The 12,816-nt window shown below is 51.6% G+C and carries 11 protein-coding genes; all 11 read left to right on the forward strand.

Features of this window, described 5'->3' with window-relative positions:
• The first annotated feature begins 173 nt into the window (after positions 1-173).
• Positions 174-1,091, forward strand: coding sequence for an ABC transporter permease (locus L1F29_RS05420; protein ID WP_258387344.1), 918 nt, complete (start codon positions 174-176; stop codon positions 1,089-1,091).
• A gap of 22 nt (positions 1,092-1,113) precedes the next feature.
• The gene (locus L1F29_RS05425) at positions 1,114-2,052 is read left to right on the forward strand and encodes a carbohydrate ABC transporter permease (protein WP_258387345.1); all 939 of its coding nucleotides are present in this window, start codon (positions 1,114-1,116) and stop codon (positions 2,050-2,052) included.
• A 177-nt stretch (positions 2,053-2,229) separates the two neighbouring features.
• Complete coding sequence (locus tag L1F29_RS05430) at positions 2,230-4,320, forward strand: hypothetical protein (protein ID WP_258387346.1); 2,091 nt, start codon at positions 2,230-2,232, stop codon at positions 4,318-4,320.
• A 384-nt stretch (positions 4,321-4,704) separates the two neighbouring features.
• Positions 4,705-5,595, forward strand: coding sequence for an MBL fold metallo-hydrolase (locus tag L1F29_RS05435; RefSeq protein ID WP_258387347.1), 891 nt, complete (start codon positions 4,705-4,707; stop codon positions 5,593-5,595).
• Positions 5,596-5,834: 239 nt separating this feature from the next.
• Positions 5,835-6,920 carry an ABC transporter ATP-binding protein gene (locus L1F29_RS05440; protein ID WP_258387348.1) on the forward strand — a complete coding sequence of 362 codons (1,086 nt, stop codon included), beginning with the start codon at positions 5,835-5,837 and terminating at the stop codon, positions 6,918-6,920.
• Complete coding sequence (locus L1F29_RS05445) at positions 6,883-7,836, forward strand: carbohydrate ABC transporter permease (RefSeq protein ID WP_258387349.1); 954 nt, start codon at positions 6,883-6,885, stop codon at positions 7,834-7,836. Before L1F29_RS05440 ends, L1F29_RS05445 begins: the two co-directional genes overlap by 38 nt.
• A 25-nt stretch (positions 7,837-7,861) precedes the next feature.
• Positions 7,862-8,683: a carbohydrate ABC transporter permease gene (locus L1F29_RS05450; protein ID WP_258387350.1), complete on the forward strand. Its 822-nt coding sequence runs from the start codon at positions 7,862-7,864 to the stop codon at positions 8,681-8,683.
• 112 nt (positions 8,684-8,795) lie between these two features.
• Complete coding sequence (locus tag L1F29_RS05455; RefSeq protein ID WP_258387351.1) at positions 8,796-10,127, forward strand: ABC transporter substrate-binding protein; 1,332 nt, start codon at positions 8,796-8,798, stop codon at positions 10,125-10,127.
• 30 nt (positions 10,128-10,157) lie between these two features.
• Positions 10,158-11,111 carry a CehA/McbA family metallohydrolase gene (locus tag L1F29_RS05460; protein WP_258387352.1) on the forward strand — a complete coding sequence of 318 codons (954 nt, stop codon included), beginning with the start codon at positions 10,158-10,160 and terminating at the stop codon, positions 11,109-11,111.
• 79 nt (positions 11,112-11,190) lie between these two features.
• On the forward strand, positions 11,191-11,967 hold the full coding sequence (locus L1F29_RS05465) for a DeoR/GlpR family DNA-binding transcription regulator (protein ID WP_258387353.1): 777 nt from the start codon (positions 11,191-11,193) through the stop codon (positions 11,965-11,967).
• A 15-nt stretch (positions 11,968-11,982) separates the two neighbouring features.
• Complete coding sequence (locus tag L1F29_RS05470) at positions 11,983-12,810, forward strand: histidinol-phosphatase HisJ family protein (RefSeq protein WP_258387354.1); 828 nt, start codon at positions 11,983-11,985, stop codon at positions 12,808-12,810.
• Positions 12,811-12,816 lie beyond the last annotated feature (6 nt).

Consider the following 12,816-nt stretch of genomic DNA (forward strand, 5'->3'; position numbering starts at 1 on the left):
TGGCGCAAACGGAGCGGAGTTTCTGCGGTAAAATCCGTACTCCCGCCGTTAATAAAATTCATACCGCCGGAGCGTATGGCCGTTCATACTCATTGATAAAAACAAGACTGTACGTTCGAAGCGGATTAAGCATAACATTCAGGTACATCCTTAACGAAAGGTGGGAACCGATCATGAGAATATGGCGAGAGCTCCGCAAAAACAAATGGCTTTACGCAATGTCGCTTCCCGTTGTCGTATACGTCTTTATTTTTTCCTATGTGCCGATGTCAGCCCATCTGTTGGCCTTCAAGCAGTTTAGCCCGGGAAAAGGGCTGTGGGGCAGCGAGTGGATAGGACTCGACAATCTCACATTTTTTTTCACCGGCCCTGACTGGCTAGGTGTGACGGTTAACACGATCTATCTGAACCTGCTGTTCATTGCAGCCGGCACGATCTGCTCCTTATGCATTGCGCTGCTGCTGAATGAAATCCGTCATGCCTATTTCAAGAAGGTATCGCAATCGCTGGTTATATTACCGCATTTCATTTCCATTGTGATCGTGAACCTGATGGTCATAAATTTCTTCAACGGCCAAGACGGCATGATTAATCGGATATTCAGCCAGCTCGGTTTCGAGCCGGTTAATTGGTTTCAGACGCCGGCTGTTTGGCCCTGCCTGCTGACGATAATATTTGTCTGGAAAGGCGCCGGATGGGGCTCGATCATCTACCTGGCCACCTTGACCGGCTTCTCCGAGGAATACTTTGAAAGCGCCAGAATCGATGGCGCCAAACGATTGCAGCAAATATGGTACATTACGCTCCCGCTGCTGCGGCCAACGATCATCGTGCTGACGCTGCTGGGGCTGGGACGTATCTTTTACGGCGATTTCGGCTTGATTTACGGCATTATCGGCGACAACTCGCTGCTCTTCAATTCAACGGACGTCATCGATACGTACACGTACCGTTCGCTCCGGTCGACGAATATGAACAGCTACAGCAATGCTGCCGCGGTCGCGCTGTTTCAATCCGTTATGGGCTTAATTACGATTCTGTTCTTCAACTGGGTCGTCCGCCGGGTCGACAACGATTCGAAGCTGTTTTAGTTCCGGAAAAGGAGGTCCGCCTATGACTGCAAATCAAACGAAGCTGACTAGCCTGGCGAGGCAATCGGAGCGATCGAAGCAAATAAAGCTGGCGAAGCAGCGGGATACGTCTCAGCTTGCCGTTTCATTGGTCGCTTATGTTTTTATCGGCGCGTTTGCCTTGTTTTGCTTCATTCCGTTCTGGCTTGTCTATATCGGTTCGTTCACGGCGGAAAGCCAAATTGTGCAAGGGTTCCGAATGCTTCCGACGAAATTTACGCTCGACGCTTACCGCTTCCTGCTGCAGGGCAGCCAAGTATATCAAAGCGGCTTCGTCTCGGTTTTCATTACGGTTGTCGGTACCGCCGGAGCGGTGCTCATTACATCTATGTTCGCCTACGTGGCCGCTCATCCGAAAGTCAAATACCGCTATGTGCTGTCATTCTATATCTATTTCACGATGCTGTTCCCGCCAGGCCTGGTTGGCTATTATTTGCTTATTTCCAACTGGCTGGGCCTTCGGGATTCGCTGCTCGCATTGCTGCTGCCGCTGTTGTTCTCCGCCTTCAATTCGTTTCTCATGACCTCGTATTTCCGCACGCTGCCCTTTGAACTTAATGAAGCGGCAACGGTGGACGGCGCGCACGAGCTGTATATTTTTTTCCGGATTATTTGGCCGGTCTCCATGCCCGTTATTGCGACGATCGCGTTGTTCTACGCGCTTTCGTACTGGAACGACTGGTTTAACGCGCTCATGTTCATCGACGATCCGCATAACCAGCCGCTGCAGATGATGCTCCGCAGAATCGTATCCAATTCGCAAAATCTGGACTATTTGAACACGAACGTGAACATTCCCGTCTCCGCTACAGGCGTGCAGCTTTCGGCAGTCGTTATTACGATTGGGCCGATCATCTTTTTGTACCCGTTCTTGCAGCGGTATTTCATAAAAGGGATAACGATCGGAGCGGTTAAAGGATAGGAGGGAATGATCATGTCACTGCGGCACCGGGTGCTGGATCCGGTGGACGAAGCGCAATCGTTCGCAAGCCGATTCGCTCATGGATCGCGGGGAAAGGGGGAATCCATATGATTTAGGGAGAGATTAACGCATCATTTTGTCTTGTTTTGTCTCGGATCATGAAAGGGGGAGTCCGCGATGCGAAGCGGGAAGAAGTGGTATGCGGGATGGGTAGGAATGCTGATAGTGGTGCTCGTCATGTTGGTGCCGGCTGTTTCGGTTAAATGGGAAGATGCGAAAGCGGCAGGCGAGCTGCTGAAAACCGGAAACTATTACTACAGCATTGCTCCGGATGCGGGCCAACTACCGGATAAAGGAGCCACGGGGCTCGTATCTTCGGAGAACGGCGTCATTATGGACGGTTTAATGACAACCTATGCCGGATGGCTTGGGAGCGCGACCGCCGTCGGAACTGTTCAAGTCGTCATCGACTTGCTGAAGGATTATCCGATTGACTCTATCAACGTCGTCATGAACGCGCCTAACAGCTATTGGGGGTTCAAAGAAATTACGGTCAAATATCGGAACGAAGAGACGCCGGACTATTATTATATCGCCGGCAAGTATGTGAGGATAGGAACCTCCTTGAATAATTCGATCAACCTGCCGGTGGGCAACAAGACGGCCCGGTTTATCATGATCGATATGAGACGTGCGCATTCCTATCAGCATATCCCGCTGACGGAAGTTCAAATTTATAAAGGGACGGGCGAAGAGGGGACGTTACCGAGTCCCCCCTATACGGTAGAGCAAATGCAGGCCGAGCTGAAGAAGGACGCCATGATGGTGGATAAGTACGGACAATGGATTTATGAAACGTGGGACGGCAAGGTGACGTCCGACGATCAGCTGCGGCAGGAATACGCGGCGGAGGCCGGCGCGCTGGCGAATGTAAAGCCGGACCGGAGAAAGTACGACCAGTACGGCGGGATCAAGAGCGGCGGGAAATTTGCAAGCACCGATTATTTCAGGCTGCAGCAAATCGGCGGAAAATGGTGGTTCATTACGCCGGAAGGATACAAATTTTTCCTGAAGGGGGTAGATGCCGCGAGCATATGGGAATGGGGATACGGTACGCCGTATCATAAAGCGGACGGCACGCCGAGGCGGGTTTTCGAGGAGCTTCCCGATCCCGGCACGTATGCTCCGGCCTATGCCGACGATATCAACGGCAAAAGGGTCAGCTTCCTCATAGCTAACGTCATGAAAAAATACGGCAGCAGCTTCGAGACGAAGTGGGAGAACATCACGAAAAAACGGCTGATCGATTGGGGGTTCAATGCCTTCACCAAATGGACCAAACCGAGATTTATAAGCGATTTTCCGTATATCGATCTGCTGCAGGATCCGATAAATTTAAAGCGGATTCAATGGACCTATGATGTATTCGATCCGCAAGCGCCGTCCATCATCGAACAAGCGCTTGCGCCGCGGCTAAAAGAAAAAAAGAACGACCGGTGGCTGATCGGTTATACGTACGACAATGAAGCGGGCTGGAACGCCGATATCGTCAAGACCGTCTTGACCTATGGGTCGGACTCCGCGGCGAAAGTCGCTTTTGTCGACCATATCGCCGCCAAATACAATAACGACATCGCCGCCGTCAACGAGGTTCTCGGCACCAGCGCCGAATCGTTCGACGCATTAAAGGATACGTCCATTAATATCGCAAACGTGCCGGCAGAAGAGGTGTCGGACTACATTCGGCTCGCTTCCCGCACCTACTTCTCGACGGTTAAAGGCATTATCAAAAAATACGATTCGAACCATCTGTTTCTCGGCTCGTCGGTCGTGCCGACCTGGAGGACCAGCCTCGACTGGGACTCCGCGGCGATGGACATTGTGGATGCGTTCTCCGTCGATAACTATACGAACGATCCAAACTGGATCACCCGGTATGAATCGTTCAACAAGCCGCTTCTCAACTTGGAATTTACGTTCAGCACGCCGCAGCGCGGCATATCGCCGGTCAACGCATTGACCAGCGTATCCAGCATCAAGGAGAGAGGGCTTGCATTCGAAGGCTTCGTCGAAGGTCAGGCGGCGCACCCGCTATTTGTCGGCTCGGGTTGGTTTTCTTATTACGATCAAGCCGTTACCGGGCGGAGAGACAACGAAAATTTCAATCTCGGTCTCGTCAACCAACAGGATCAACCGTATACGGAAATGGTCCAAATCATGAAAACCGTCAATACCGGTCTGGAAGCGATTCACGAGAACGGGGGATAAGCCCGAAAGCCGGAAAAGAGAGCTTTCCTGAAAGCCATCCGGGTGAAAAGCCACCCGGAATGGCTTTTTGGGACATTAATATCGGATCCTTACTGATGTTTACGTCCTCATTGTCGTGGAAGGCGCTGCTGGCCGCTTATATTTCGATTCTGGTTCGACATGGTACATGCGATGGCTACGGTGGTCTTCCTCTTCATCCTGTCGCGGCCCATGCTGGAGAAGCTGGACCGCATCAAAATAAAGTATGGGCTCATGGCTCCTTAGCCTAGCGAGTCTTTACACAACCTTCATAACGGTTTAATGTAAGGCTTATCGTGGACGCCTATACTTGCCATGCCGCGGCTTAAAGCCGTGAGAATGGATACTGCCATCGGGAGTGGGAATATGAACGATCGACTTATTTTTCTGGGAACGGGCGCCGCGGAGGCCATACCTGCTTTCTTCTGCCGGTGCGAGTATTGCGAGCATGCCAGGAAGCACGGAGGGAAGGATATCCGTTCCCGTTCCGCATTCCGGCTGGATGAGAACGTGCATATCGATCTGGGACCGGATCTGTTTCACCAATTGGTGAAAACGGGCTTGGATGTGCATGACTTGACGGATGTCTTGATTACACATACGCATTCGGATCATTTGAATTTCTTTGAGATGCTGCTGAAGGATTGCGCGGTCGTCACGAATGGCAACAAGCCGATCCGGATCTATGTATCGGAAACCGCCTATACGTGGGCGACGAATATGTTCCGGCAATGCGTGATGGGCGACTATGCCAATAATGAGGAGGTATACCAGCAGTGGCAGCAGCGATTCCCGATCATCGCGCTGCCCTATTACGAGCCGGTCACGGTCGCGGACTACACCGTTACGCCGCTCAAAGGCTCGCACGGCGGATATGGCGAGGGCGAGATCGCCGCGAATTATCTGATCGCGCTGCCGGATAACCGCATGTTCTACTATGCTTCGGATACCGGCTATTACTTTGAGGAAACCTTCGCGTATTTGGAGGAGGTCAAGCTCGATATTCTAGTCATGGAATGTACCTTCGGCGGAGACGAATCCCGGGGAGATTACGTGATGGGGCATCTGGATTTGAAAAACTTCAATCTTGTCCTGGACCGGCTGCTCGCAAACGGCACGATAGACCAGGATACGAAGGTATATGCGACGCATATTAACCACAAGCATCCGCTGCATCATGATCAGCTGCAGGAAGCTTTCGACCGCACGTCGCCGGTTTCCGTCATCGTAGCATTCGATGGGATGGCGATCGAATAGGAACGGACATCATCTCTCCCTGTATAGAAATAGCACCTCTGGCTCATCTTGGCCGGGGGTGCTGTTTTTTTGTATTACATGTGCTCAGACAGTTGAAAAGAACAAAAAGGAACAAAAAAGTAATCTTAACAAAATAAACATTCATCGTTAATCTTCCGTTTACGAATCTCGCGTAAGCTTTGGTTATGTGAGGGAGATAAACGAATGGCTCACTTCATCGAAGCAGGAGGGAATAAAACATGTCTGCGATTCAATTCGAAAACGTACGGAAGACGTATCCGAATGGCAAAACAGTCATTGAACAGTTGAATCTGGAAATACGCGACAGCTCGTTTACGGTGCTTGTCGGGCCGTCGGGCTGCGGGAAAACGACCGCGCTGCGCATGATTGCAGGACTCGAGGACGTGACAGGCGGTACGATCCGCATCGGAGGTTCCAACGTTACGAAGCTGGAGCCGGGAGATCGCGATGTTGCCATGGTCTTTCAGAATTATGCGATATACCCGCATATGACCGTGAAGCGAAACATCGAATTCGGCCTGAAGAATCAGGGGCTGTCAAAGGAAGAGATCGTACGGCGTCTGGACCATGTCATTAGACAGGTTGGCTTGGAATCATATACCAATGCGATGCCATCCATGCTGTCCGGGGGACAAAGGCAGCGGATCGCGCTTGCGAGGGCGATTTCCAAGCAGACAGGCGTCTTCCTGATGGACGAACCGTTGTCCAATCTCGACGCGAAGCTGCGTAATCAGATGAGAAGCGAACTGATCCAGCTCCATCAGAAGCTGCAGGCTACGTTCGTGTTCGTTACCCATGACCAGATCGAAGCGATGACGATGGGCACGGATATCGTCATCTTCAACGAAGGCAAAGTGATGCAGACGGGTACGCCGAAAGAGGTCTATAACGATCCTGAGAATGTATTCGTCGCGACCTTCATCGGAGATCCGGGCATGAACATCATTCCGTTGCGGATGACTTGTCAATTGGGGTTCAGGCCGCAGAAGGCAAAGTTTACGATGCCGGAACGATTCCAGGGGGTTGTCTTCCCGGGTGAGATCGTGACGCGCGAAACGCTTGGATTGGACAGCTTGTACCATGTGAGAACCAATATGGGCATCATCCTCGTGAAGTCCGAGGAAGAGCGCGAGTTTGGAGATAACGTGAGTGTATATGTGGCGGAGCAGGACATGTTTTTCTTCGATATGCATGAGCAGCGCATCCGGGATGCCGGGCGCATTCTGCAGTTGACGCAATCCATTCTAGTGAAAGAGGGCGTGTACGTTGCAAGAGAACATTCCGTCGAAGCAGCTGCACTATAGGAAGGGCGGCCCTTCGCTGAATAAGCCCGGCAGACTGCTGTCCCGCGCGCTGAACAAGGTGCTGCAGAATCCTTATGTGCTTATCGCGCCGGCGGTCATCCTGGCGTCGCTCTTCTCCGTATACCCGATCTTGTTCGCCGTCAAAGTCAGCTTTATGAATTGGGACGTGGTTACGGGCGAGCAGAGCTTCGCCGGTCTTGACAATTACCGGTCCATATTCGCCGATCCCGATGCCATACAGGTGTTGAAGAATACGCTGATCTACGCGTTCTTTACCGTATGCTTCGGCTTGGTATTCGCCGTGGCCATCGGCATTCTGCTGCAGAAGAGCACTTTCTTGACCAATCTCGTGCAGAGCGTTATCTTTACGCCCCATATCGTCTCGTTCGTATCGGTCACAATCATGTGGATGTGGCTGCTGGACCCGCAGATGGGCATTGTGAATTACTTGCTCAAGATGCTCGGCTTCGAGCCCCAGCTGTGGATGATGGGTCCGAAGACATCGCTGCTGTCGATCGTGATCGTCTCGATCTGGAAAGGAATCGGCTTTAGCGCGATGCTCGTTATCGCGGGGCTGCAGGGCATTCCGAAATATATTTACGAAGCCGCGAAATTGGACCGGTCGGGCAGATGGAGTACGCTGTTCCGGATTACGATTCCGTTATTGTCACCGACGCTGTTCTTCATGCTGATTACGTCCACGATCGGCGCATTCAGTTCGTTTGATGTCGTGAACCTGATGACCGGCGGGGGCCCGCAAGGCTCATCCAATTTGATCGTGCATTGGATCTATCAGATCGGGTTCTTGAAATTCCAGCTTGGCAAGGCAATGGCGGCATCCGTACTCTTTCTCATTCTGATCGGATTTATTTCTTTGATGAACTTTATGTTCTTCTCCAAGAAAGTTCATTATTAATCGAACGGAGGAAGAGAAGCAAGCGATGAAACTGACGATCCGTTTACTACGTTACCTGCTCATGATTGTACTGACGCTTATTTTTATCTTTCCATTCTTTTGGATGATCAGTACATCGCTCAAAACCTATATCGAATCCATTCAATTTCCGCCGGCGATGCTGCCGAAGTCGCTGCAGTTCAGCAACTATGCCGAGGCATGGGAGAGAGTGAGATTTTTCCACTTCGGCATGAATTCCATTATCGTTACGGTTCTGACGATGATTGGCCAGCTCTTCGTCTGCGTGCCCGCTGCGTACGCATTCGCCAGGAAGAAGTTCGCACTGTCAGGGTTCTTCTTCGCGCTGGTCCTGGTCGACTTGATGCTGCCGGCTCAAGTCACCTTCGTTCCGATCTACGTGCTGCTCAGCGATTTCGGATGGATCGATACGTATCAGGGACTCATTGTTCCGTTCACATTCTCGTCCTTCACGATCTTCTTCATGACGCAGGCGTTTAAGCAAATCAACAGCGAGCTGTTGGACGCGGCCAGGCTGGACAAGGCGACCGAGCTGAAAATCATGGTCCGGATCATGCTGCCGATCGCCAAGCCGTACATTATCACCGTCATGCTGTTCACGGCCATCGGGAAGTGGAACGACTATTTCTGGACGCTCATTCTGACGAACTCCGAATCGGTACGGACGCTGCCGATTGCGGTGAAAGGCTTGCTGGATGTCGGCGACGGAGTCAATCAGTGGAATATATCGATGGCGGGCAATGTGCTGCTGATGGCTCCCGTACTCGTCCTCTATTTAATCGCGAACCGCTTCATCAAGAATGCGTTCGTATACGGCGGAATTAAATAGTTTATTAAGGAGGTGTTTGCTAGCGGTCATTGCGGCAAAGGGAATATTCATGGAATGATTTGGCGGAAAAAGCGTGTAAGAAGGGCATCTATCAACGGAGGGGAAATAATCGATGAGACCAACTGTAAAGAAAATGTCTTCACTTGCCTTAATAGGCGCAATGGCGGTAGGTTTATTGGCTGGATGCGGCAGTACCGATCCGAAGGCAAACAATGCGGGGAAAGAGGGAAGCGCCGATGGCGGCAAGCAAGAGAAGGTCGTCGTCGATATGTGGTCGATTTGGGATTCCAGCAATGCGAACGGCAAATTCCTCTTTGACGCCGCGAAGCAGTTCAATGATGCGAATCCGGGGATTGAGATCGTCGTTTCGGGCCAAGGCGGATACGACGGCGTTGCCGAGAAGCTGGAGGCGGCTTTGGTCGCCAAGAAGACCCCGGTTATCGCGCAAATCGAAGAATCGTTCCTTACCCGCTATCATCCGGTCGCAGCCGATTTGAGCAAATATATGTCCAAAGAAACGATCGACAACTATATTGAAGGCTTGACCCGCTCCAGCTATGTGGACGGCGTATTCAAAGCGGCGCCGATGAACCGGAGCACGCCAATCCTGTACTTGAACGCAGATTTGCTCAAAGCGGCCGGCTTGCCGGCGGAAGGCCCCAAAACATGGGACGAGCTCTATGAATTTGCGAAGAAAGTCGCCAAGCCGGATCAAGAAATCTACGGATTCGCCTCCCATTGGGACAGCGATGCCTGGTTCTGGGAGTCGGCGGTCTATTCGTACGGCGGCGAGATTGTAAGCGAGGATGGCTCCAAGGTTGAGTTCGGCAATGAGAAGGGCTGGAAGATCGTGGAGCTGTGGCAGAAGATGGTCAAGGAAAAGGTTATGTTCAGCCCTTATGGCTCGCAGGACAGCCAGTCCGATCTGGTCAAACAGAAGTTTATAGAAGGCAAAGCGGCGATGATGCTGGATTCCACCGGTTCGCTCGGGCCGCTGCTGAAAGAAACGAAGTCGTTCGATCTGCAGGTCGCATTCCAGCCGGCGGGCGAGAAGCATTCGATGGTGACCGGCGGAGCCAACATGATCATTCTGGACAAAGCGACGGAAGAGCAGAAGAAAGCGGCAGGCAAATTTTTCGAATTTCTGGCCAATGATGAATTCGTCGTTTCGTTCTTCAAAAATTCCGGCTACTTCCCGATTACGAAGTCGTCGCTCGAAACCGAAGCGATACAAGCCTTGTATAAAGAATTCCCGCAGTACAAAGTAGGCATTGATCAGCTGCAGTATGCCCATAAGCGTCCATGGCAGAAAAACTGGCGGGCGATGTATACGACAATCGTCGAGGATCTTCGTCTTGCTTTGATCGACACGAACCAGGATCCGAAGCAGTTGATTCAGAAGGCAGCGGAGAAGTCCCAGCAAATTATGGACGAAAACAAATAAGCAAGCCAGGCGATCAGGAGGCAAAGCGAATTGAGAACAGTAAACGGATTTAACGAAGGCAGCTGGTACAAAGGGAATTTGCATTGTCACTCCACACTTTCCGACGGGGATTTGACAACCGATCAGCTTCGGGCAGCTTATAAAGACAAAGGCTATCATTTTCTGGCTCACTCCGAGCATGATTTCTTCACCAATTTCGAGGATCAGAATGAAGCGGACTTTATTACGCTTCCTGCCAGCGAGGTGGGCATCCGCATGCCGGCCGGCGACTATCGCGTCTACCATTTGCATGTTATTATGGGAACCGACGATCATATCCGGAATGCGACGCTTGAGCCGCTGAAGCATATGCAGACGATCAAGTGGGAGAAATGGCAGGACTACTCCACGGTGCAGGCATTCATCGACGACATGGTCGCCAGAGGCAACATCGTCATGTTCAACCATCCGCACTGGTCCATCGTCGAGTGGCAGGATTTGATCGAGCTGGACAATCTGTTCGCCATCGAGATTTATAACCACTGCTCTGAATGGCAGGAGAATATGGGCAATGCGAAGATTCTGTGGGACAGCCTGCTCCGCAGAGGCAAGCGGCTGTACGGCACGGCTACGGACGACAATCATAACCGGATTCCGCTCGATTCGCCGTACAACGATTCCTTCGGCGGCTGGGTCGTCGTCAAGGCGAAGGAGCTGTCCCGCAATGCGATTATCGAAGCGCTGCTTCAAGGCAGCTTCTATTCCTCGACCGGTCCCGAAATTTATGATTTCCGGATCGTCAATGACGAGGTCATCTTCGAGTGCTCGCCTGTTCAGCGGATTTATGTGAACGGGGACCGCCACCAATATCAAAGCGAGATCGGCGAGAATGTAACGAAGTTTAGAAAGAAGCTGCAGGGGACGGAGAAATATATCCGGATCGAGTGCATCGACAAGTACGGCAAGAGTGCTTATACCAATCCGATCTATCTGGATGAAAGGTAATCGTCAGGCCGGGGAACGGCGCGTCCGCGCGTGGTTTTCCGGCCTCACCGAATGAATTTGAGAGGGCGTGGAGTAACGAATGCTGCAAGTCGAGCGGATGAGTCTGATTTTGGCCGAATTGAACGCGAACGGCAGAGTGACGGTGAACGGACTGGCGGAGAGGCTGATGGTATCGAAGGTCACGATCCGCAGAGACCTGGAGCTTCTCAATCAGGAGAACAAGCTGCTTATCGTTCATGGCGGCGCGATCAAGCCGAACTTCAGATTATATGAAGCGCCCTTCAATCAAAGACATGACATCAACATCGATGAGAAGAAGCAGGTCGGGCAGAAAGCGGCGGAATTTATTCAGGATTACGATGTCGTCGCGTTCGGCGTAGGCACGACGACGCTCCAGATCGCGAAGCATCTGCAGAACAAGCATAATTTGACCATTATCGTCGGATGCGTCTCGATCCTGAACCAGTTGATCGAACGGAAGAAATCCGGCTTCTTCACCGGCAAAATCATTTTCCTGGGCGGCGAAATCGATACGGATCAGATGTTCGCAACCGGAACCGTAATGATGGATATGCTGGATAGGTTGAATATCGACAAAGCCTTCATCGGCGCGAACGGCTATTCCATCGTCAACGGCATCACCACCTACAATATCGACGAGGGGAATTTTCTGAAGCGGATGATTCTGCGCTCGAGCGAAGTGTACCTTGTCGTCGATCATACGAAGATCGATGCGAAATCGATGTACAAATATACCGAATTCAATGATGTGAATCATGTCATATGCGACAGCGAACCGCCGAGCGACTGGATCAAGCAGCTGGAAAGCGAAGGGGTTCAATGGACCAAAGCATGATGAAGGAAGCCCAATATGAGATGCAGGAAGGATCTAACCATGCAAGTATCGCCGAACATCGTAGACCAACACGTCCATTCCCGGTATTCCCCCGATTCGACCGAGGAGCTGGAGGCGATCGTCCGTCACGCACAATCGCTGGGAAAGCCGTTTGTCGTCACGACCGATCATTTTGATTATGACTGCAAGTTTTTCAAGAAAGACGTTCTGATTGACATGCCGGAATACGAGCGGGAAACGGCCCTTTTGCGCAGCAAATACGATATCGATATCCGGCAAGGTATCGAGGTCGGGTACCGTCAGGATTACTTCAATGAAATCAACGCCTACTTACGGCAATATTCGTTCGACCTGGTCCTGCTCTCCGTCCACAATAACGGCGTGCTGGATTTCGCGGAGGACGCCTACCACGAACAGCCGCTGGAGCGCGTATTTGCCGATTATTTCACGCATGTGTTCCATGCGGTTAATGAAATGGACAATTACGATGTCGTGGCACATCTCGATTATTTCGTCAGATACGCCAAGCGTACCATCGGCGTGGAGCATTATGAACAAGCGCATTCGATCCTCTATGACATTATGAAGGTCATTATAAGCAAGGATAAGGCATTGGAGCTGAACACGGCCGGACTGTTCCGCCAGGGCTGGATACACCCGCATTCTTATTTGCTCAAGATGTATATCGATATGGGCGGCAAGCTGTTCTCGCTCGGATCGGACGCGCATCGGTTAAGCCATTATGAGAAAGGCTTCAGCGAGGCAATCGAGCTGTTGAAATCCTTCAATATCCGGGAGATCGTCCAGTTTAAGAACCGCGTTCCGCAGCTGGTTGCCATTTAGAAGGAG

The sequence above is a fragment of the Paenibacillus spongiae genome, from assembly GCF_024734895.1.
Lineage (GTDB): Bacteria > Bacillota > Bacilli > Paenibacillales > Paenibacillaceae > Paenibacillus_Z > Paenibacillus_Z spongiae.

Coding starts and splice junctions, on each gene's coding strand:
- L1F29_RS05440 (WP_258387348.1), top strand. CDS start 5,835: ATGTCTGCGATTCAATTCGAAAACGTACGGAAGACGTATCCGAATGGC.
- L1F29_RS05455 (WP_258387351.1), top strand. CDS start 8,796: ATGAGACCAACTGTAAAGAAAATGTCTTCACTTGCCTTAATAGGCGCA.
- L1F29_RS05420 (WP_258387344.1), top strand. CDS start 174: ATGAGAATATGGCGAGAGCTCCGCAAAAACAAATGGCTTTACGCAATG.
- L1F29_RS05435 (WP_258387347.1), top strand. CDS start 4,705: ATGAACGATCGACTTATTTTTCTGGGAACGGGCGCCGCGGAGGCCATA.
- L1F29_RS05465 (WP_258387353.1), top strand. CDS start 11,191: ATGCTGCAAGTCGAGCGGATGAGTCTGATTTTGGCCGAATTGAACGCG.
- L1F29_RS05425 (WP_258387345.1), top strand. CDS start 1,114: ATGACTGCAAATCAAACGAAGCTGACTAGCCTGGCGAGGCAATCGGAG.
- L1F29_RS05450 (WP_258387350.1), top strand. CDS start 7,862: ATGAAACTGACGATCCGTTTACTACGTTACCTGCTCATGATTGTACTG.
- L1F29_RS05430 (WP_258387346.1), top strand. CDS start 2,230: ATGCGAAGCGGGAAGAAGTGGTATGCGGGATGGGTAGGAATGCTGATA.
- L1F29_RS05470 (WP_258387354.1), top strand. CDS start 11,983: ATGAGATGCAGGAAGGATCTAACCATGCAAGTATCGCCGAACATCGTA.